This is a genomic window from Streptomyces sp. NPDC096132 (assembly GCF_044763345.1).
Lineage (GTDB): Bacteria > Actinomycetota > Actinomycetes > Streptomycetales > Streptomycetaceae > Streptomyces.
Genome location: NZ_JBIWGA010000005.1, coordinates 230031 through 251053, shown reverse-complemented (window position 1 = coordinate 251053; position 21023 = coordinate 230031). Strand labels below are relative to the sequence as shown.

General features: G+C 72.6%; 14 protein-coding genes. 5 read left to right on the top strand and 9 right to left on the bottom strand.

The window, feature by feature from the left end; genetic code table 11:
- Positions 1-123 precede the first annotated feature (123 nt).
- Positions 124-1032: an RNA polymerase sigma factor gene (locus tag ACIRF9_RS14270; RefSeq protein ID WP_403820492.1), complete on the top strand. Its 909-nt coding sequence runs from the start codon at positions 124-126 to the stop codon at positions 1030-1032.
- 76 nt (positions 1033-1108) lie between these two features.
- Here the strand turns inward: ACIRF9_RS14270 and sucD are convergent, their stop codons facing one another.
- From sucD to ACIRF9_RS14235, 7 genes are all read right to left on the bottom strand, one after another.
- Positions 1109-1993 (bottom strand): succinate--CoA ligase subunit alpha, encoded by an 885-nt coding sequence (gene sucD, locus ACIRF9_RS14265; protein ID WP_403820490.1) that lies wholly within the window; start codon positions 1991-1993, stop codon positions 1109-1111.
- Positions 1994-2041: 48 nt separating this feature from the next.
- Positions 2042-3220 carry an ADP-forming succinate--CoA ligase subunit beta gene (gene sucC / locus ACIRF9_RS14260; RefSeq protein ID WP_403820487.1) on the bottom strand — a complete coding sequence of 393 codons (1179 nt, stop codon included), beginning with the start codon at positions 3218-3220 and terminating at the stop codon, positions 2042-2044.
- Between the two features lie 593 nt (positions 3221-3813).
- On the bottom strand, positions 3814-5739 hold the full coding sequence (locus tag ACIRF9_RS14255; protein WP_403820484.1) for a hypothetical protein: 1926 nt from the start codon (positions 5737-5739) through the stop codon (positions 3814-3816).
- Between the two features lie 143 nt (positions 5740-5882).
- Positions 5883-6677, bottom strand: a complete 795-nt coding sequence (locus tag ACIRF9_RS14250) for a hypothetical protein (RefSeq protein ID WP_403820481.1) — start codon at positions 6675-6677, stop codon at positions 5883-5885.
- A 141-nt stretch (positions 6678-6818) separates the two neighbouring features.
- Positions 6819-7982: a vWA domain-containing protein gene (locus ACIRF9_RS14245; RefSeq protein ID WP_403820478.1), complete on the bottom strand. Its 1164-nt coding sequence runs from the start codon at positions 7980-7982 to the stop codon at positions 6819-6821.
- Positions 7979-10477: a DUF5682 family protein gene (locus ACIRF9_RS14240; protein ID WP_403820475.1), complete on the bottom strand. Its 2499-nt coding sequence runs from the start codon at positions 10475-10477 to the stop codon at positions 7979-7981. The genes ACIRF9_RS14245 and ACIRF9_RS14240 overlap by 4 nt, the downstream gene beginning before the upstream one ends.
- A 145-nt stretch (positions 10478-10622) precedes the next feature.
- Positions 10623-11753: an AAA family ATPase gene (locus tag ACIRF9_RS14235; protein ID WP_403820472.1), complete on the bottom strand. Its 1131-nt coding sequence runs from the start codon at positions 11751-11753 to the stop codon at positions 10623-10625.
- A gap of 157 nt (positions 11754-11910) precedes the next feature.
- On the opposite strand from ACIRF9_RS14235, the gene ACIRF9_RS14230 reads away from it, so the two are divergent.
- Positions 11911-13269, top strand: coding sequence for an SWIM zinc finger family protein (locus tag ACIRF9_RS14230; RefSeq protein ID WP_403820469.1), 1359 nt, complete (start codon positions 11911-11913; stop codon positions 13267-13269).
- 46 nt (positions 13270-13315) lie between these two features.
- The gene (locus ACIRF9_RS14225) at positions 13316-14929 is read left to right on the top strand and encodes a DUF5691 domain-containing protein (RefSeq protein ID WP_403820466.1); all 1614 of its coding nucleotides are present in this window, start codon (positions 13316-13318) and stop codon (positions 14927-14929) included.
- A gap of 102 nt (positions 14930-15031) precedes the next feature.
- Here ACIRF9_RS14225 and ACIRF9_RS14220 read toward each other — a convergent pair whose 3' ends face one another.
- Positions 15032-15448, bottom strand: a complete 417-nt coding sequence (locus tag ACIRF9_RS14220) for a cobalamin B12-binding domain-containing protein (RefSeq protein ID WP_403820463.1) — start codon at positions 15446-15448, stop codon at positions 15032-15034.
- A 346-nt stretch (positions 15449-15794) separates the two neighbouring features.
- Between ACIRF9_RS14220 and ACIRF9_RS14215 the strand changes: the two genes are divergently transcribed.
- Together ACIRF9_RS14215 and ACIRF9_RS14210 are read left to right on the top strand one after the other, a co-directional pair.
- Positions 15795-16700 (top strand): esterase/lipase family protein, encoded by a 906-nt coding sequence (locus ACIRF9_RS14215; RefSeq protein WP_403820460.1) that lies wholly within the window; start codon positions 15795-15797, stop codon positions 16698-16700.
- 207 nt (positions 16701-16907) lie between these two features.
- On the top strand, positions 16908-18455 hold the full coding sequence (locus tag ACIRF9_RS14210) for a M23 family metallopeptidase (protein WP_403820457.1): 1548 nt from the start codon (positions 16908-16910) through the stop codon (positions 18453-18455).
- A gap of 60 nt (positions 18456-18515) precedes the next feature.
- On the opposite strand, the gene pcrA is transcribed toward ACIRF9_RS14210, so the two are convergent.
- Positions 18516-21011, bottom strand: a complete 2496-nt coding sequence (gene pcrA, locus ACIRF9_RS14205; protein WP_403820454.1) for a DNA helicase PcrA — start codon at positions 21009-21011, stop codon at positions 18516-18518.
- Between the last annotated feature and the right edge of the window lie 12 nt (positions 21012-21023).

Sequence of the window (21023 nt, the reverse complement as noted above, 5' to 3'; positions counted from 1 at the left end):
GGTCCCAACGACACGCGCTTTCCCGGCGTAACAGGCGAACCATCGCCGTGTCACTCAATATACGGTTATGTTCTTTTTCGCACGAAGCTGCTCCCGGTGCCACCGCCAGCGGGAGGCGTACGCGTGAAGAACCCGACGCCGCCGCCCCAGCCCGGCGACAGCACCCTCGCTCCGCGGAACCCCGGACACCGAAGCCCCGGACACCGGAACGCCGAACCCCACCGCCCCGCCGCCCGCCTGACGCCTGCTCAGGCCTTCGACGCCCTCTACACGTTCTGCGCCCCGGCCCTCGTACGACAGGCCTATCTCCTCTGCGGCCGCCGGGAACTCGCCCGCGAGTCGGTCGAACAAGCCTTCCAACTCGCCTGGCAGCACTGGCCCGAGGTGGCCGTGGACCGCGACCCGGCGACCTGGGTGCGGGCGGCCGCGTACGAGTACGCGCTCTCCCCCTGGCACCGGTTCCGCCCCCGCTTCCGGCACCCCGAACCACCGCCCGCCGACGCCGCCGACCGCGCCCTGCTCGCCGTACTCCTCACGCTTCCGCCGTCGTACCGCCGCACGCTCGTCCTCTACGACGGTGTGGGCCTCGACCTGCCGGAGACGGCGGCGGAGACGGAGGCGAGCACACCGGCGACCGCGAGCCGTCTCCTGCACGCGCGCGAGGCCGTCGCCGCGTCCCTGCCCCGGTTGGCCGACCCCTCCGTCCTGCACCAGCGCCTCGCCGAGCTGGCCTCCGCGGAACGCCTGCGCGCGGCCCGGCCCACGACCGTGCGGGCGGGCAGCGAGCGCCGCGCCCGCTGCTGGACCCGGGCGGCGATCGCGTTCACGGTGGCGCTCATCGGCGCGACAGCCCTGACCCTCCGCACGGCCCCCACCCAGTACGACCCCCCGGTCCCCCGGGGCGAAACGGTCCAGGGAATCCCCCCGAAGCCGGCCCCAGGCGCCCTCTCGAACAAACAAACGGCCCTCCGTAAAAAACTGAGGTCGGCCTCGGCCAACGGCCCGGAGAGGTTGCTGCCGGAGACCCGGTGAACGGCACCTTGAGAAACGCCGGTGGGCCCGCCCCCACCCCGGGGAACGGGCCCACCGACGTTCAGCTGAAACCCACTCAGCCGGCCAGGATCTCCCGAGCCAGCTTCGCCGTCTCGGTAGGCGTCTTGCCCACCTTGACGCCGGCGGCCTCGAGGGCCTCCTTCTTCGCGGCGGCCGTACCGGAGGACCCGGAGACGATGGCGCCGGCGTGGCCCATGGTCTTGCCCTCGGGCGCGGTGAAGCCCGCGACGTAGCCGACGACCGGCTTCTTCACGTTGTCCTTGATGAAGGCCGCGGCCCGCTCCTCCGCGTCGCCGCCGATCTCACCGATCATCACGATCAGGTCGGTGTCGGGGTCGGCCTCGAACGCGGCCAGCGCGTCGATGTGGGTGGTGCCGATGACCGGGTCGCCACCGATTCCGACGGCGGACGAGAAGCCGATGTCACGCAGCTCGTACATCATCTGGTACGTCAGCGTGCCGGACTTCGAGACCAGGCCGATGCGGCCCGGCTTGGTGATGTCGCCCGGGATGATGCCGGCGTTCGACTGGCCCGGGGTGATGAGACCGGGGCAGTTCGGGCCGATGATCCGGGTCTTGTTGCCCTTGGCGACGGCGTACGCGTAGAACGCGGCCGAGTCGTGGACGGCGATGCCCTCGGTGATGACGACCGCGAGCGGGATCTCGGCGTCGATCGCCTCGACGACGGCGGCCTTGGCGAAGGCCGGCGGCACGAAGAGGACGGACACGTTCGCGCCCGTCTTCTCGATCGCCTCGGCGACCGTGCCGAAGACCGGGATCTCGTTGCCGTCGATGTCGACGGACGTGCCGGCCTTGCGGGGGTTCACGCCACCGACGATGTTCGTGCCGTCGGCCAGCATGAGCTTGGTGTGCTTCATGCCCGTGGCACCGGTCATGCCCTGGACGATGACCTTGGAGTCCTTGTTGAGGAAGATAGCCATGGCTGTCTGAGTCCCTCTTACCTTTGTCGTGTCGAAGACGCGCGAATGTCAGCGCGCAGCCGCGAGCTCGGCGGCCTTGTCGGCCGCGCCGTCCATGGTGTCCACGCGCTGCACGAGCGGGTGGTTGGCGTCGGAGAGGATCTGACGACCCAGCTCGGCGTTGTTGCCGTCCAGACGCACGACCAGCGGCTTGGTGACGTCCTCGCCGCGGTCCTCCAGAAGCTTCAGCGCCTGGACGATGCCGTTGGCGACCTCGTCGCACGCGGTGATGCCGCCGAAGACGTTGACGAAGACGGACTTGACGTCCGGGTCGCCGAGGATGATCTCCAGGCCGTTCGCCATCACGGCGGCGGAGGCGCCACCGCCGATGTCGAGGAAGTTGGCGGGCTTCACGCCACCGTGGTTCTCACCGGCGTACGCGACGACGTCCAGGGTGCTCATGACGAGACCCGCGCCGTTGCCGATGATGCCGACCTCGCCGTCGAGCTTGACGTAGTTGAGGTTCTTCTCCTTGGCCGCGGCCTCGAGCGGGTTGGCCGAGTCCTTGTCGTGGAGTTCCTCGAAGTCGGGGTGACGGAACTCGGCGTTCTCGTCCAGGGTCACCTTGCCGTCGAGGGCGATGACGTCACCGGAGGCGACCTTCGCGAGCGGGTTCACCTCGACGAGGAGGGCGTCCTCCTCGACGAAGGTCTTCCACAGGGTGACGAGGACGTTCACGACCTTGTCGGCGACCTCGGCGGGGAAGTTGGCCGCGGCGACGATCTCGCGGGCCTTCTCCTCGGTGACACCCTCGTTGGCGTCGATCGGCGTCTTGGCGACGGCCTCCGGACGGGTGGCCGCCACCTCCTCGATCTCCATGCCGCCCTCGACGGACGCGATGGAGAGGAAGGTGCGGTTGGCACGGTCGAGGAGGAAGGAGACGTAGTACTCCTCGACGATCTCCGGAGCGGTCTCGGCGATCATCACCTTGTGGACCGTGTGGCCCTTGATGTCCATGCCGAGGATGTCCGTCGCGCGGGCGACGGCCTCGTCCGGGGTCGCGGCCAGCTTGACGCCACCGGCCTTGCCGCGGCCACCGACCTTCACCTGAGCCTTGACGACGGACTTGCCGCCCAGACGCTCGGTGATCTCGCGCGCCGCCTCAGGCGTGTCGATGACTTCACCGGCCAGCACCGGTACATCGTGCTTGGCGAAGAGGTCCCTCGCCTGATACTCGAACAGGTCCACGCGCTTCCGTCCCTATCAGTGATCTCGCGGTTCGTTGGATGCGTGGGCGTGCCGCGAAGGGCAACGTGACGTCCGCTTGGGTCACAGGGGAAGCGCACACGGTGTCCGAGCGCGCGGCATGTCCGTCTCGCAGGTTATCTCTGCTTGCGGGAGGCCTCTAAATCGCGGGTCACACCTGAGCGGTGATACCTGTCACATGATGTCGCACTCACTGGCACGGAGTGTCGCATGTGCAGGGCCTCACCGGGTTGGGGTCGACCCGGTGAGGCCCCTTGAACAGCCCCTTAGGGGCTCTGGCCGGGCGATCCCCACCCCAATGGGGACCCCTCGGCCTCATCCATGAGGTTTCGGCCGGACAAACCGATGGTTTTCGGCCGTCCGGGGCCTGTCGCCTCATGAAGTCGTTCGGTCGCACCCCCTCCCGCGCAGACATTGCCTGCGACCGGAGCGGTTGCGGTCATCTCGAGATCACTTGTGGACCACTTGGGAATCGCCGATGGACCACTTGTCGATCTTCCCGATCTTCCCGATCTTCCCGATCTTCCCGATCTTCCCGATCTTTTCGGGCTTTCGGTCTTTCGGTCTTTTCGCGGTCAGACGCTGTACGGGCCGGCCTGGGAGTCGGCGACGCCCCGGACGCCGGTCACGGCGTGACCGGCCAGCGGACCGCCCTCGGCCTCGACGGTCCCGGCCAGGTCCCACGCGAAGGGCGCGGTCCGCCCGGTGACCCCGTCGGCGAAGGAACCGGCCTCACCGGCGACACCGCCCGCGAAGGGAGCGACCTCGCCCTCGACGCCGTACGCCAGCACCGTCGCGCTCCCGGCGACCGGCCGGACGGTCGCCGCCACGGTCCCGGCGACGGTGTCCACGACGGGCTGTACGGCCCCGGCGACTCCGTCCGCGAACGGCGGAACCTGCCGGCCGACGCCGTACGCCAGACCGCCCGCCTGCCCGGCCACCCCGTGCGCGAGCGGCGGTACGTCCTCGACGACCCCGCCGGCGAACGGCCGTACGTCGCCGACCACGCCGTACGCCAGCGCGCCCGCGTCCACCACGGCCTGCCCGGCGACGGGCACCACCCCGTGCACGGCGGTGTTCACCACGGGCGGCAGCACGGCCTCCGCCGCGTCCGCGGCGACCTGGCCCGTGAGACCGGTGGCGTACGGGACGACCTGGCCGGCCACACCCGTCGCGTACGCGGGTACGGAGGAGACGACACCGGTGGCAAACGCGGGAACGCCCCCGACGAGGCCCCCGACGACCGGGTGTACGCCGGACAGGGCGCCGCCGGCGACCGCGTGCACCTCCGCCACGGCCCCACCGGCCACCGCCTCCACATCACCGACGGCACCACGCGCCGCCGACGTCACGCCCCACACGGCGTCGCCGACGGCGGGCGTGATCCCGCCCACCGTGTGCCCGGCCACGGGGGCCACGCCGGTCACGGTCCGCCCGACGACGGGGACCACTCCGGTCACGGCCTGCCCGGCAAGGGGGACCGCACCGGTCACTGTCTGCCCGGCGAGCGGAACGGCGTCCCCGACCGCCTGGCCGGCCACCGGCAGCACACCGTCCACGGCGGCCGTGACGACGGGCGGAACGACCGCGTCCGCCGTCCGCTCGACGACCGGGGTGACCGTCCCGGGCACGCTCGCGACCGTGCCGAGGACCTGCTGCCGCACCCCGCCGACCGTGCCCGTGACATGGCCGGGAACGGCGGAGACGGAGGCCTCGGCGGCGGACGTGACACCGGTGGCCTCGCCCCCGGCGGTGGCGACCGCGCCGGCCGCGCGGCCCTCGGCGCCGGTGACCGCGGCCCCCGCGGCACCGGTCGCCCCGGCGGCGGTACGGCCCGCCCCCGCGACCGTCCGGCGCGCCTTGGTCCGTACGACGCCGTCGACGCCCTGCGTCTGGACGCGGGCGGCCGACTGGACGCTCTGGAGCTTCGTCTGGGCGGCGGCGAGGGCCTGCTCCAGCTCGGGGGCGAAGGCGGAGAGGGGGCCGAACAGGTAGTCGACGGCGCTCCGGTCGTCCTCCGGGAGGTCCGGAAGGGCCGGCGTCTGCTTCTGGGCGGCGGCACCGGTCACCACGGTGGACTCGGCCTCGCCGACGGACTTCGTCGCGGCCCGCGCCGCCTTCTCGGCGCGAGCGGCCTTGGCGCCCTGGATGACCTTGGCGGCACCGCCCTTCACCTTCGCCGCGGCCTTGGACTCGGTGTGGGGGTCGATGTCGGTGCTGTCGCCGGCGGTGTCGGTGGCGGCGGCCGTGGTGTCCGTGACCTTCGAGGTCACGTTCCCGGTGACGCCGGTGGCGGTGTCCCGCACACCGGTGACGACACCGTCCACCGTGTCGGTGACGGTGCCGGTGAGAGTGTCGGTGAGGGTGCCGGTGGCGTCGGTGTCCGGCGTGGACACGGAGGAGGCGGGCAGTTCGTCGGCGCTGGCCGCGGCGGAACCGAGCGCCCACGCGCCGGTGACACCGGCGGCTACGACGAGGGAACGGCGGATGTTCTTGTTCATGCGTGCGTCAGATCCTTTGGGGGTTCCGAGACTTCGGAAGGCTTGGGACGTTCCGGCGCCGGAGCAGGGGGACTCCGGGCGGGTGGGCAGACCTGTTCCGCCCCCGCGCGCCAGGTCCGCAGCGGGGGAAGGGCTGCCCCGTCCTAGCCGGGGAAGACCGGAATGTCCCGGTACCTGTCCCGGGTCTCGGCCGCTTCCGACCGCACGACACCGCCGGGTGCCAGCAGCAGCGGCACCCGGTGATACGCCGTCACGGCCTGCGCGTCGCCGTGCCGCGACGCGCCGCCGGCGAGGACGGACGTACCGCCCAGCAGACCGCTGGGCTCACCGCCCGGCGCCCGGTGCGCGGGGGCGTGACCGTCACGGGCGCGCTCCGAGTCATGCGCTGCCGTGCGCACGCCGGCCTCATCACCGACGAGCGGGACGACAGGCCCGTACGACGCCGTGAGCGGAGCCGTCGCCGTGGACGCGTCGTCCGCCTTCCCGGCCGGGGAACCGTGCCCGTGGCCGCCCGGCGACGAGGTCACCGGGGAGGCCGGCCGGGGCGTCTGGTCGACGGGCACCGGAATCTGCACCGGAAGGGTCTGCACGGGGAGCGAGGGCAGATCGGAGACGTCCGGCAGATCGGAGACGTCCGGCAGATCCGTCAGGTCGGGGAGACCCGTCCGGTCCGTCAGCCCACCCAGGTCCTGGACGACCGACGAAACCGGCGACACCTGCGCCGACACCTGCTCCAACTCCTCTGTCACCGGCGCGACCTGGGCCGTCACGGCCTCCGGAAGCGCCGGGGTGCCTTCCGCCGCCTGCGCCTGCCCTCCGCAGAGGAACCCGAGCGCGAGCAACCCACCCACCAGCAGCGCCAGTTGCAGCGCACGCCGCCCGGCCGCCTCGCGCACAACACGCAGAGCGGCACCGGGCGGAACGATGGGAGAGGTCAAGAAGGGAGGATCCTCCCGTGCGACGAAACGTGCCGCCGATCCTTGCACGCGAGTCCCGAGGTAGCGCAACCCCCCTGTTACCGATGGGTAGTCATGTCATCCATGTCCCTTTTGTCGAGGCAGGGGTGCCCCGCACAGACGTCACACGGTGTCCGGCACGGGAAGCGGGCGTCTCTCGATCGCCGCCGCCATCACCTCCGGGAACAGCTCCGGTGTGCAGGCGAACGCCGGTGTGCCCAGCGCGGCGAGCGCGGCCGCGTGTTCACGGTCGTAGGCCGGCGCCCCCTCGTCCGAGAGCGCGAGCAGCGTCACGAACCGCACTCCCGACGCCTTCATCGCCGCGACCCGCTTCAGCATCTCGTCGCGTATGCCGCCCTCGTACAGGTCGCTGATGAGCACGACGACCGTCTCGGTGGGCCGCGTGATCTGCGACTGGCAGTACGCCAGCGCCCGGTTGATGTCCGTGCCCCCGCCCAGCCGGGTGCCGAAGAGGACGTCGACGGGGTCGTCCAGGTGGTCGGTGAGATCGACGACCGCGGTGTCGAAGACGACGAGCCGGGTGTCGACCGCCCGCATGGAGGCGAGCACCGCTCCGAAGACGGACGCGTAGACGACGGATGCCGCCATCGACCCCGACTGGTCGACGCAGAGGACGACCTCCTTCTTCACGGACCGGCCCGCCCGCCCGTACCCGACCAGCCGCTCCGGCACGACCGTCCCGTACTCGGGCAGGTAGTGCTTGAGGTTGGCGGCGATGGTGCGGTTCCAGTCGATGTCGTGGTGGCGGGGCCGGTGGACGCGCGCGCTGCGGTCGAGGGCGCCGGTGAGCGTGGCCCGGGTGCGGGTGGCGAGCCGCTTCTCCAGGTCCTCGACCACCTTGCGCACCACGGCCCGTGCCGTCTCCTTCACCGTCTCCGGCATCGCCTTGCCGAGGGAGAGCAGCGTGCCGACGAGATGCACGTCGGCCTCGACCGCCTCGAGCATCTCCGGCTCCAGCAGCAGCGCGGACAGACCGAGCCGGTCGATGGCGTCACGCTGCATCACCTGGACGACGGAGGTGGGGAAGTACGTCCGGATGTCCCCGAGCCACCGTGCCACGGACGGCGCCGACGCTGCGAGCCCCGCCGAACGGTCCCGTCCCGTCGCCGGTCTGTCCCCCTTCCCGTAGAGCGCGGTGAGCGCCCCGTCCATCGCGGCGTCCCGCCCGGAGAGCGCATGACCGGTACCGTCCGCCGCGTCCCCACCGAGCACCAGCCGCCACCGCCGGAGCCGCTCCCGCGCCGGGTCGTGCGCATCGGCCGTCATCCACCCACCCCCGCAAGGTCGTTGTCCTCACTGTCGTCGGCACCCTCGGTTTCACAGGCGCCCTTGTCACGCGCGTCGGCATGGTCCCCGTCCAGCCCCAGCAGCAGCCGCACCACCGGCAGTACGGCGTCCGCCCGGCCCGTGTCGAGGTCGGGCGCGAACCCTGGCACTCCCGCCCCCGGCCGCGCCGCGCCCACCCGCTCCCCCGGCCCCCGCCGAACCAACTCGCCGAGTGTTCTGCGCACCGCCGGCTCGTACGCCGAGAACGTCCGCCGCAGCAGCGGCAGGACATCGGTGAACGCCTCCGCCGGCACCCCCGTGAGCCATGCGTCGACCAGCCCGAGCAACTGCTCGTCGTGCACGAGCAGCAGCCCGCCCCCGGAACCGCCGCCGACGAAGCCCTCGATCCACGCGGCCGCGTCCCCAGGCGGTGTCCCCGGCGAGAGCGCGAGCCCCATGAGCCGCGCCGCCTCCTCCTGCTCCACCTCCCCGTCGTCCAGCAGCAGCCGCACCGCCCGCCCCCGGACGACCCCCGCCACCCGCTCCCGCCCGGACAGCCCCCGCAGCACACCCCGCCAGCGCCCGCGCAGATCCCGGTCACCGAAGCCCCGGACGAGATCCCGTCCCGCATCGCCCCCAGCCCCATCAGATGGGTCATCGGCCCTGACCCGGTCGGCGGCCCCCCGCAGTGCCGCCGTCTCCTCCAGCAGCCCCACCGCCCCGTGCACCGCGTCCACATGGCGCCGCATCTCGTCCGCCGCGTCCGCGTCCAGGCCGGTGCAGGCCGGGGGCAGGCCGACGAAGACGCGTTCGGCGAGGCCCGCCGCGACGTCGGCCAGCGCGCCGGTGTCGGTGCCGCGGACATCGCCGTAGCGCAGGGAGCGGACCAGGGCGGGCAGCGCCTGGGCGAGGTGGCCCACGTCCGTGTCGAGGGCCGCCCGGTCGGCGAGGACCCGCATCACCGTGGGCAGCGCGTCCGGGAGGCCGGCCAGCAGGCAGCGCTCGGCGAGCGCGGTCACCTCGGCGAGGCTCCGCGCGGCCACGGCGTCCGTCTCCGTCTTCGCGGTCGCCGCGGCGCGTACGGTCGTCCCCCACACCCCGGCCTCGGCAACCCGCACGGCCAGTTCCGGTTCCCAGCGCAGCCGCCAGGTCTCCCGGAAGGTCCCCGTGCTGCCGCGCGAGGCGACCGGCTCGCCCCACTCCACGCCCAGCAGCCGCAGCCGGTGCAGCAGCCTGCTGCGTCCGGCGTCGGTCCTCTTGCGCAGGTCGAGCTCCATCTCCCGTTCCGCCGCCTCCGGTTTGAGCCGGAGCCGGCGCTGCGTCCGGTCGAGATCGCGCTGCAACGGCACGGCCGGCGCGCCGGCCGGCACCTCGCCCAGCACGTCCCCGACCACCAGCCGGTCACGCACGAGCGCCAGTGGCACGTCCGACCCCTCGCACAGCACCGCCCGCGCCGCGTCGGTGGTCTCGCTCAGGCCGGGCAGCGGCCGCCCGCGCAGCGCGGCAAGTGTCTCGGCGAGCCGGACGGCCTCGATGACATGCGCGGAGGACACGATCCGGTCCTCCGCGCGGAGCAGCCCGGCGACCTTGGTCAGCCACCGCTCGACCGGCCGGTCCGGCGCACCGAACAGATGCGCGTACCAGCCGGGCGAGTCGATGCCCGCCCCGTATCCCCCGTCGCGTGCCAGCCTGCGGTACGTCCACGGCACCCAGGTCAGGTCGGCCCTGACCTTGGCCAGGCCCTTCAGCAGCGCCCGGTCGTCGGCGACGGCGGCCTTGCGCCGCAGCGCGGGCACATGCCAGGCCCCGCACACCACGGCCACCGCGTCTTCGCCGAACTCCCGCTGAGCAACCCGCAGTTGGAGGCGCATATGGGCCTCCCGCACGAGATCCCGGTCGCGCACCTCGCCCTCGTACGTCTCCCGCACCGCCGCCATGGCCTCCTCGACGGCGGCGAAGGGCGCGAGCGGGTCCCCCTCCGCGACGCCCCGGTGCTCGACGACGTCCTCCCACCAGCGTTCGGCGTCGTCGTACCCGGCGGCCTCGGCGAGGGCGCCGAGCGGATCGACCCGCAGGCCGTCGCCCGGCGCACCTCCTTGGTCCTCTTGGTTTTCCTCGATGTCCGTCCCGCTGTCCCAGGCCAGGGTGTGGGCGGCCGGGAGGTCGATGAAGCGGGCGGGAACGCCGTGCTCCAGGGCCCAGCGCAGCGCCACCCACTCCGGGGAGAACTCGGCCATCGGCCAGAACGCCGAGCGTCCGGGCTCGTCCACGGCGTGGGCCAGCAGCGCGACCGGCGGCCGCATCTCCCGACCGGCGGCCAGGGGAATCAGCGCGTCGGCCTCGGGCGGCCCTTCGATCAGCACGGTCCGGGGCCGCGCGGCATCCAGCGCCGCCCGCACCGCCCGCGCCGATCCCGGCCCGTGGTGCCGCACCCCGAGCAGCAGCGGCCACCCGAAGTCACCGGCCTGTCGGCCGCCGTTCTGATTCCCCGTCATCGCACCCCCCGGTTCACCTCACCGTTCTTCCGTCCTCAGCCGCGCGGCCAACGCGAGTCGTCGTCCACGTACACGTACACGTCTTCACCCCCCTTCAGTCCCTGTCGGAGCCTTCGCGGCCACCTCGAGTCCTGGTCGTTCCCGTTCACGCACTCACCTCCCTGCAGGCGCGGTAGAAGTCGGTCCAGCCGTCCCGTTCGCGGAGCACCGTCTCCAGGTACTCCTGCCAGACGACCCGGTCGGAGGCCGGATCGCGGACGACCGCACCGAGGATTCCCGCGGCGATGTCCCCGGGCCGCAGCACGCCGTCGCCGAAGTGCGCGGCCAGAGCGAGGCCGCTGGTGACGACGGAGATGGCTTCGGCGGTGGACAACGTGCCGCTGGGAGACTTCAGCCTGATGCGGCCGTCGGTGGTGATCCCGTCGCGCAGTTCACGGAAGACGGTCACCACGCGGCGGATCTCGTCGACCCCGTGGGGCACGGCCGGCAGCTCGAGGGAGCGGCCGATCTGGTCGACACGCCGCGCGACGATGTCGACTTCGGCGTCGACACTCGCCGGCAGCGGCAGCACCACCGTGTTGAAGCGGCGACGCAGAGCGCTGGACAGTTCATTGACCCCGCGGTCCCGATCGTTGGCAGTGGCGATCAGGTTGAAGCCGCGAACCGCCTGAACCTCCTGCCCCAGTTCAGGTATCGGCAGCGTCTTCTCCGACAGGATGGTGATGAGTGTGTCCTGTACGTCGGCCGGGACGCGAGTCAATTCCTCGACGCGGACCGTCATCCCCTCCGCCATGGCCCGCATGACCGGGCTGGGCACCAGGGCGTCCGGGCTCGGTCCGTGCGCCAGCAGCTGCGCGTAGTTCCAGCCGTAGCGGATCGCCTCCTCCGGGGTGCCCGCCGTGCCCTGCACCAGCAGGGTGGAGTCGCCGCTGACCGCCGCGGCCAGGTGCTCGGACACCCAGGTCTTGGCGGTGCCGGGCACACCCAGCAGAAGCAGCGCGCGGTCGGTGGCGAGCGTGCTGACGGCCACCTCGACGATGCGGCGCGGGCCCACGTACTTCGGGGTGATCTCCGTGCCGTCGGGCAGCGTGCCGCCGAGGAGGTAGGTCGCGACGGCCCACGGCGACAGCCTCCAGCGGGCCGGGCGCGGGCGGTCGTCATGTGCGGCGAGTGCGGTGAGTTCGTCGGCGAAGGCGTGCTCGGCATGCGGCCGCAACGCCTCCGCGGGTTGCTGCGGACCGGGTTTCGCGAACGTCGGGTCTACGGACACGGACATGGCTGAGGTCCCCCTCCAGCTCGGCCGGTTCGGATCTGGTGTCCACCGTGCACCACGCCACTGACAATGCGATTCGACCTGCGAAAACGTCCCGGAGCCAGCCCTCGGTCGACGCCAGCGGGGCCGATTGTCAGTGGGGGGATCTACCGTCGACGACATGACTCAGCAGGAGGTGCGCTGGACCGCGGAACAGGTGCTGGCACTGGCACCTGACGCCGTGTCGCGCAAAGCGGGGAGCAAACTCGGCACGGCCGGTCCGTGGTCCGGGACGGGCAGTTCACGGGAGGGGACGGTGTGGGGACTGTGCCGGGGCGGCGGGGGCACGTCGTACCGGACGGTCGTCGACACCACGAACACGCCCGGCGCCTCCGGCCCGGCCTACGACTGCACGTGCCCGAGCCGCAAGTTCCCGTGCAAGCACGCACTCGGCCTGCTGCTGCTCTGGACGGCCGGGGAGACGGCCGTCCCAGCGGGTCGGGCGCCGGACTGGGCCGCGAAGTGGATCGCGGGGCGGCGCGGGGACTCCCGGGAGAACGGGCAGGTGAGCGCGGCGGGTTCCGGCACCGTATCCGCCGATCCGGAGGCGGCGCGCCGGAGGGCGGAGCGGCGCGCCGAGCGAATCACCGTGGGGGCGACGGAGCTGGAGCAGCGCCTGGCCGACCTCCTGCGCTCCGGCCTGGCCGCGGCGGAGCAGGCGGGTTACGGGCTGTGGGAGGAGACGGCGGCCCGCATGGTCGACGCGCAGGCTCCCGGACTGGCGGCCCGGGTGCGGGAGTTGGGGGCGATCCCGGGCTCCGGCCCCGACTGGCCGGTGCGGCTGCTGGAGGAGTGCGCCCTGCTCCACCTCCTCGACCAGGGCTGGCTGCACCGAGAACGGCTCCCGCAGCCCCTGGCGGCGACGGTCCGCACCCGCGTCGGTCTGACCGCCCCGCCGGCCGGCCCGCCGGTGCGCGACCACTGGCTGGTTCTCGCCCAGTACGACACGCCGGACCCGAAACTGACGACCCGCCGCATCTGGCTCCACGGCACCGCCTCGGGCCGCACGTCCCTCGTCCTCTCCTACGGCGCCGCCGGCCGCGCCCCCGACCTCGCCCTGCCGGTCGGCCTGGCCCTGGACGCCGTACTGTCCGCCTACCCGGGCGCCGGGCAGCGACGGGCGGCGCTGGGGGAGCAGTTCGCGCCACCCGCACCGACCACGGCCCGCCCACCGGGCATGACGACGACCGAGGCGGCCGCCCGCTACGGCGAGGCGCTGCGCGACGACCCCTGGCTGGAATCCGTCCCGGTGACGCTGGACGACGTCATACCGACCCCGGACGGCACTTCCTGGCAGCTGGCCGACGCCGACGGCGACACGGCCCTGCCGCTCACGCCCACCGCCGCCCGCCCCGGCCTGTGGCGTCTGGTCGCCCTCTCGGGCGGCACCCCCGTGAAGGTGTTCGGCGAATGCGGCCACCGGGGCTTCACCCCCCTGACCGCCTGGCCGTCCGGTGAGGGAGCGGCGGTCCGCCTGTGACCGGAACAGCCAGGACGGACACGACAGCAGATGGGAGGAGACGCACTTGAACACCACCCCGGCACCCACGCCGCCCACCACCACCTGGGACGACCTGGTCACTGCGGCCCTCCTCGGCACGGACCGCCGTACGCCCCCGGGAGCCGCCCCCGGCCGGGCGGCGCCGGCCGCGCTGCTGGACGCTGCGGCCGCCGAGACCGTACGGCGTCGCGCGGGACTGCGTCCGGGCCGGGCCGCCCCCCGCCCGCAGCCGGCCCCCGCCGACCCGCGCCCACCGCTGCCCGCCCCGGCCGCCCGCAGACTCGCGCTGCTGCTCGCCGACCGCCCCGGCACCGGCGGTGCGGGCCGCAGAGGCACGGCTCCGGACCTCATGGAGCTGCTGCCGCAGTGGCTGGCGGCGGCGAACGCCCGCGGGTTCGCCCCGCCCGCCGAAGCCCTGCCCGCGCTGCTCGACGCGGCACGCGGGCGTACGGACCTGCGTCCGGCGGTGCTGAGGTTCGCGGGCCCACGCGCCCTGTGGCTGGCCCGGCTGAACCCGGACTGGCGGTTCGCCCTCCGCGCGGCACCGGGCGGCGACGCCTCGCTGCCGCGTCCGGAGGACTCCGACCGGATCGAGAAGCTCTGGCAGGCAGGCCTGTTCGCCGAGCGTGTCGCCCTCCTCGCGTCCCTCCGGTCCCGCGCCCCCGACGCGGCCCGGGCCCTGCTCGAGTCGACCTGGTCGACCGAGCGCGCCGAGGACCGCCTGATGTTCCTCGACTCGCTGCGCACCGGCCTCGGCGGACGCGACGAGCCGTTTCTGGAACAGGCGTTGGCCGACCGCAGCCGCAACGTACGGGCGACGGCGGCCGAGTTGCTGTCGGCGCTGCCGGACTCGGCGCTCGCCGCGCGGATGGCGGTGCGGGCCGGCGCGTGCGTGGCCGTCGACCACATGCGCGACACGCCGACGCTCGTCGTGGAGGCGCCCCACGAGTGCGACGCGGCCATGGAGCGCGACGGCGTGCCCCCCAAGGCCCCGCCCGGCCGGGGTGAACGGTCCTGGTGGTTCGGCCAGTTGGTCGAGGCGGCCCCGCTCGGCGTCTGGTCCGCGCGACTGGGCGGCCGTACACCGGAGCAGATCGTCGCGCTGCCGGTGGCCGACGACTGGCTGAGCGAGCTGCACGCGGCCTGGTGCCGGGCCGCCGTACGCCAGCGGGACGCCGCCTGGTCGCGGGCGCTGCTCGGGCCGCCGTCGGCACCCGGCGCGGGCGGCCCGGGCGCGGTCTCCCTCTCCGAGCGTGCCAAGCTCCTGGGCACCCTGCCGGTGGGGGAACGGGCCGGGTGGGTCGCCGGGTTCATCGCGGTGCACGGCCTGTCGGAGGCGTTCCAGCTGCTCGGCGTGTGCGCGGTGCCCTGGGCGACCCCGCTCGGCCGGGCGGTGGTCGACGCCCTGAACATCGCGCGGGACGCGGGGAGTTACCCCTGGAGCTTCAGCGGGGTGATGGGCCTCGCCGAACGCTGCCTGGACCCCGCCGAGGCCTCCCGCCTGGACGCCCTCCTGGCCGTACCCGACGAACCGGAGGACGCCTCCCCCGGCGCCGGGAGCTACTGGGCGGAGGCGTTCCAGCGACTCGGTACGACACTGCGACTGCGGGCGGTGATGGCCCAGGAGCTGGGGGGATGAAGGCTCACGAGCCAGGGGGCGATGGCTGGGGAGCCAGGGGGCGATGGCTCGGGAGCCAGGGGGTGATGCCGCGGGAGCCAGGGCGGTGAGGGCCGGCGGCGACTAGGCTCCGGTCGGCTGCCGGACATTGGCACGTACCCACTCCACGACGGACGCCGTGGTGGCCCCGGGAGTGAAGATCTCCGCGACGCCCTTCTCCTTCAGCGGCGCGATGTCCGCGTCGGGGATGATCCCGCCGCCGAAGACCAGGATGTCCGCCGCGTCCCGCTCCTCGAGCAGCTCGATCACGGCGGCGAAGAGCGTGTTGTGCGCGCCGGACAGGATGGACAGCCCGATGGCGTCGGCGTCCTCCTGGATCGCCGTGTCGACGATCTGCTCGGGGGTCTGGTGGAGCCCGGTGTAGATGACCTCCATGCCGGCGTCGCGCAGCGCCCGGGCGATCACCTTGGCGCCGCGATCGTGGCCGTCGAGTCCCGGCTTGGCGACCACCACACGGATCGGACCGGCTGCCACACCCATCACTGCCTCCCTGAAGCCGACTCCGTCCATCCTCGACGGTCCGGACACGCCGTGCCACACCACCGGAAAGTGAACGAACGTTACCGCCTGCAACCCCTAACCGGCCGTTTCGTGGCATGGGCCGAGGGGGAAATCACATGATGGGACAGAAACGGGAGCCGCAACGAGGTCGCCGTACCGCCGCGCCGCAGGCCGCGCGCCGCGGCGGTACGGCGCATCGGCGCAGCCGCGACGGGCGCCCGGGGCCCAGCGCCCCTCCGCCGCCCGGCCGACCGCCTCCGCCGCGACTTCCACGAGGGCACACGGGGGACAGAGACGTCCTCGGCGTGCCGACAGGAGGTCGGCCATGCAGGTCACCAGGGTGCTGCAGCCCTTTCTTCCGTTGTACCGGCGTCTGCTGCCGGACATGCCCGGGCTGCCGACAAGGCTGGCGGGACTCTCCACGGCCCTGCTGAAAGCGACCGTCCTGGACCTCGCGATCCTCGCGGGCCACCTGCTGCTCTACCCCGCCGGCATCGCCCCGGAGCGCCGCCCCGCGCTTCCGGCGGCGAAAAACCACGCGACGGGCGAAAATGGCACCGAGTGCCCCGCACAGCTGCCCACCCCGGCCCCGCTTCCGGTCGTCCTGCTGCACGGCTTCATCGACAACCGTTCCGTCTTCGTCCTGCTGCGCCGCAGCCTCGCCCAGCACGGCAGGCATCGCGTGGAGTCGCTCAACTACTCCCCCCTCACCTGCGACATCCGCACCGCGGCCGAGCTGCTCGGGCGGCACATAGAGGAGATATGCGCGCGTACCGGCAGCGGCCGTGTCGACATGGTCGGGCACAGCCTCGGCGGACTGATAGCCCGCTACTACGTCCAGCGGCTGGGCGGTGACGTCCGGGTCCGCACGCTGGTCACGCTCGGCACCCCGCACTCCGGCACCCGGGTGGTGCCGCTGGCGAACGCACACCCGATCGTGCGCCAGATGCGCCCCGGTTCGGAGGTCATCGAGGAGCTGTCCCGGCCGGCGCCCGGCTGCCGTACGCACTTCGTCAGCTTCTGGAGCGACCTCGACCACCTGATGGACCCGCTGGAGACCGCCCGCATCGACCACCCCGACCTGCTGGCGCAGAACGTCCGGGTGACCGGAATCGGCCATCTCGCCCTGCCCGTCCACCCGGCGGTCGCGACCGGCATCCTGGAGGCCCTCGACTCCCCGGAGGCGACGGCCACGGCAGAGCCGCATCCCGGCGGCCTGACGGTGGCCTGAGTCGTCCAGCAACCGTTCGACAGCTCCCGCACATCGAACACGTTTCGAACATAGGGCCAAACCCGCGCCCGCCGTCCCCCGAAACACGGCCGATTGCCCGTTTCCTGCGAGCGTGAAACCTGCGGAAGATTGTCGTGCCCGCGTACCGCCGGGTACAGTCGCCGCACTGCTCTGGCAGCCCCTGTTGTCGAGGCGAGAGAGAAGTTGGTGAACGACCGTCACCCGTCGGGGAGTACGACCACCCCGGCTCCGGCTTCCGACGCCGACTCCGCGCCCTATGCGTCGTACGGCATGCAGGAAGCCCAGTACGACGGCTTCTCCTCGTACAACGGCTACGACAGCGGCGCCCACGGCACCGGCCACTTCGCGGTCGACCCCCTCTTCGGCAGCCTCCCCGGCGACGGCTCGGGCACCACCAACTCCGGGTACGGCGACGGGCAGTGGACCACCGGCGCCCACGCGACGATGGTGGACACCTCAGGCCACCAGCTCCACGACACGGGCGGCCACCACACCCTGAACTACGACCCGTACGCGGCCCAGCACCACGCCGCCTACGACTCGGGCGCGTACGACACGACCGGCTGGCCCACCGGCCACCAGCAGCTCGCGGCCGTCCCGCCGCAGGCCACCGCACCCGACACCAGTGGTCAGTGGGACGCGAACACCTGGCTCCAGCCCGAGCAGTCCGGGAGCCCGGCCGACCAGACCCAGCACTGGGAATGGGGCACCCAGGCCTTCGACACCGGCGCCTACGACGCCACGCAGTGGAACTCCGACGGCGGCGACTCCACGGCCACCCCGGCCTCCGACGAGTACGAGCAGCCGGCCGAGATCCCCTTCGACCAGCTGGCCACCGCCACCTTCGGGACCGTCGGCTACGACGAACAGGGCACTGACGGCGGCGAGTCGAGCGCCACCGGTGAGCTGCCCGCCGTGTCCGAGCTCCCCCTCCTGGACGACCAGGAGGAGCCCGCCCCGGCGCCCGTCACCCGCGCCGCCGCGCGCAACGCGAACCGTTCCCGCCGCCGTACGCCCGCGAAGCGCTCCGCGCTGCTGACCGTGGCCGTGCCCTCGGCGTGTGTGATGGGTGTCGCCGGGATCGCCGCCGCCTCCGTCGGCACGCTGACCGGCGGCGACGACAAGGACACCACGGCGTCCGCCTCGGACGCGCAGGCCGTGAAGCCGTCCGCCGCCAACAACAAGCTGGACACGCAGCTCGAGACCCTCACCGCCGAGGCCGACGCCTTCGCCGACCGGGCCAGCCGGACGCAGGAGCGCATCGACCTCAAGGCGCAGCAGGAGGCGGAGCAGAAGAAGGCGGCGGCGGAGGCGGCCCGCAAGGAGCGGCTGCGCCCGAAGTACGCCCTCCCGGTCGCCCAGCGCGGGCTCAGCGCCTACTTCGGCCAGGCCGGCGTCAACTGGATGTCCCAGCACACCGGCATCGACTTCCCGGTCTCGTACGGCACGACCGTGATGGCGGCGACCGACGGCACCGTACGGACGCAGTGGAACAGCGCCTACGGCAACATGATGATCGTGACGTCGAAGGACGGCACGGAGACCTGGTACTGCCACCTCTCCAGCTACCGCGTCGCCTCCGGTACGACCGTGAAGGCCGGCGATCCGATCGCGTACTCCGGCAACTCGGGCAACTCCACCGGCCCGCACCTGCACTTCGAGGTCCGGCCGGCCGGCGGTTCGGCCATAGACCCGCTGCCGTGGCTGCGCAGCCACGGGCTCGACCCGACGTAGAACCCGACCCCGCCCTGCCGTGAGCCCCCGCTGTGGAAGCGGGGGCTCATGCGCGAGGTCTCAGAGCTTCTCCACCGGCGCGTACCGCAGCAGCAGCCGCTTCGGCTTGGCGTCCCCGAAGTCGATCGTCGCCTCCGCGTTCGCGCCCGTCCCCTTCACGCCGACGACCGTGCCGAGCCCGAACTGGTCGTGGGTGACGCGGTCGCCGACGGCCAGCGCGACCACCGGCTTCTCCGCCGCGCCCCGGCGGGTCGCGAAACCGGACGCGCCGGCGGCCGAGGAACGCGAGCGGGACGAGGACAGCGAGGCGGCGACGGCGGAGACCGGACCGGAGGACACAGGCGCGGTCGCCCCCGTCCGCTTCCAGTCCACATGCGTGGGCGGGATCTCCTCCAGGAACCGGGACGGCGGGTTGTACGACGGCTGCCCCCAGGCGCTGCGCATCGCGGACCGCGTGAGGTAGAGCCGCTCCCGCGCGCGTGTGATGCCGACGTAGGCCAGGCGGCGCTCCTCCTCCAGCTCCTTGGTCTGGCCGAGGGCGCGCATGTGCGGGAACACGCCGTCCTCCATGCCGGTGAGGAAGACGACCGGGAACTCCAGGCCCTTGGCGGTGTGCAGGGTCATCAGGGTGATGACGCCGGAGCCCTCCTCGTCCTCGTCGGGGATCTGGTCGGAGTCCGCGACGAGCGCGACCCGCTCCAGGAAGGCGGCGAGCCCGACGGGGGCCGCACCCTCTCCCTCGCCGGCCTCCTGCTCGAACTCCAGTGCCACGGCGGCGAGTTCCTGGAGGTTCTCGATACGGGTCTCGTCCTGCGGGTCGGTGGAGGCCTGCAACTCGGCGAGGTAGCCGGTGCGTTCCAGCACGGCCTCCAGGACGGTCGCGGGGCCTGCGCCGGACTCGACGATCGTACGGAGCTCCTCCATCAGGGCGTTGAACCGCTTCACGGCGTTCGTCGACCGCGCGGCCATGCCGTACGCCTCGTCGACGCGCTTCAGCGCCTGCGGGAAGCTGATCTTCTCCCGCTGGGAGAGGGCGTCGATCATCGCCTCCGCGCGGTCGCCGATGCCGCGCTTGGGGACGTTGAGGATGCGGCGCAGCGGGACGGAGTCCTCCGGGTTGGCGATGACCCGCAGGTAGGCCAGGACGTCCCGGACCTCCTTGCGCTCGTAGAAGCGGACGCCGCCGACGACCTTGTAGGGCAGGCCGACGCGGATGAAGACCTCTTCGAAGACACGGGACTGGGCGTTGGTGCGGTAGAAGACGGCGACGTCACCGGCCTTCGCGTCGCTCGCGTCGGTCAGTCGGTCTATCTCGTCGGCGACGAACTGGGCCTCGTCGTGCTCGGTGTCGGCGACATAGCCGGTGATGCGCGCGCCCGCGCCCGCGTTGGTCCACAGGTTCTTGGGGCGGCGGGACTCGTTGCGCTCGATGACCGCGTTGGCGGCGGAGAGGATCGTCTGCGTGGAGCGGTAGTTCTGCTCGAGCAGGATCGTCGTCGCGTCCGGGTAGTCCTCCTCGAACTGGAGGATGTTGCGGATCGTCGCGCCCCGGAAGGCGTAGATCGACTGGTCGGCGTCACCCACGACGCACAGCTCGGCGGGCGGCACGTCGTACTCGCTGGGGGGTACGTCGACCGGGTGCTCAAAGGTGCCGACCAGCTCCCTGACCAGGGCGTACTGGGCGTGGTTGGTGTCCTGGTACTCGTCGACGAGGACATGACGGAAGCGGCGGCGGTAGTGCTCGGCGACGTCCGGGAACGCGCGCAGCAGGTTGACCGTCGTCATGATCAGGTCGTCGAAGTCGAGGGCGTTCGCCTCGCGCAGCCGGGACTGGTACATCGCGTAGGCCTGGGCGAGGGTCTTCTCGAAGCCGTCGGCGGCCTGGGCGGCGAAGTCCTCCTCGTCGATCAGCTCGTTCTTCAGGTTGCTGATCTTGGCGCTGAAGGACTTCGGCGGGAAGCGCTTGGGGTCGAGGTCCAGGTCGCGGCAGACCAGGGCCATCAGGCGCTTGGAGTCGGCGGCGTCGTAGATCGAGAAGGAGGACGTGAAGCCCAGCTTCTTGCTCTCGCGGCGCAGGATGCGCACGCACGCGCTGTGGAAGGTCATCACCCACATCGCGTTGGCGCGCGGGCCGACGAGCTGCTCGACGCGCTCCTTCATCTCGCCCGCGGCCTTGTTGGTGAAGGTGATCGCGAGGATCTGGCCCGGATGCACGTTCCGCTCGGCGAGGAGGTGGGCGATGCGGTGGGTGAGCACGCGGGTCTTGCCGGAGCCGGCGCCGGCGACGATGAGCAGGGGGGTACCGGCGTGGACGACGGCCGCGCGCTGGTTGTCGTTGAGCCCCTCCAGGAGCGCCGCCGCGTCGATCGCCGGGCGCGGGGCGCCGTCGCGGTAGTAGGCATCGCGGTCCGGGGGCACGTCGAACTTCCCGCCGAACAGATCGTCCGGAACCGACTCCGGAGCGTGATCGTCCTCGGGCGGCGGCGGGGGCTCCTCGTCGTGGCCGCGAGGGCCCTGGAGGTCCGCCAGGAAGCTGTCGTCAAAGAGGCTGCTCATCGCTCTCCGAGT

Coding starts and splice junctions, on each gene's coding strand:
- sucD (WP_403820490.1), bottom strand. CDS start 1,993: ATGGCTATCTTCCTCAACAAGGACTCCAAGGTCATCGTCCAGGGCATG.
- ACIRF9_RS14255 (WP_403820484.1), bottom strand. CDS start 5,739: ATGAACAAGAACATCCGCCGTTCCCTCGTCGTAGCCGCCGGTGTCACC.
- ACIRF9_RS14245 (WP_403820478.1), bottom strand. CDS start 7,982: ATGACGGCCGATGCGCACGACCCGGCGCGGGAGCGGCTCCGGCGGTGG.
- ACIRF9_RS14240 (WP_403820475.1), bottom strand. CDS start 10,477: ATGACGGGGAATCAGAACGGCGGCCGACAGGCCGGTGACTTCGGGTGG.
- ACIRF9_RS14235 (WP_403820472.1), bottom strand. CDS start 11,753: ATGTCCGTGTCCGTAGACCCGACGTTCGCGAAACCCGGTCCGCAGCAA.
- ACIRF9_RS14230 (WP_403820469.1), top strand. CDS start 11,911: ATGACTCAGCAGGAGGTGCGCTGGACCGCGGAACAGGTGCTGGCACTG.
- ACIRF9_RS14220 (WP_403820463.1), bottom strand. CDS start 15,448: ATGGGTGTGGCAGCCGGTCCGATCCGTGTGGTGGTCGCCAAGCCGGGA.
- ACIRF9_RS14215 (WP_403820460.1), top strand. CDS start 15,795: ATGCAGGTCACCAGGGTGCTGCAGCCCTTTCTTCCGTTGTACCGGCGT.
- pcrA (WP_403820454.1), bottom strand. CDS start 21,011: ATGAGCAGCCTCTTTGACGACAGCTTCCTGGCGGACCTCCAGGGCCCT.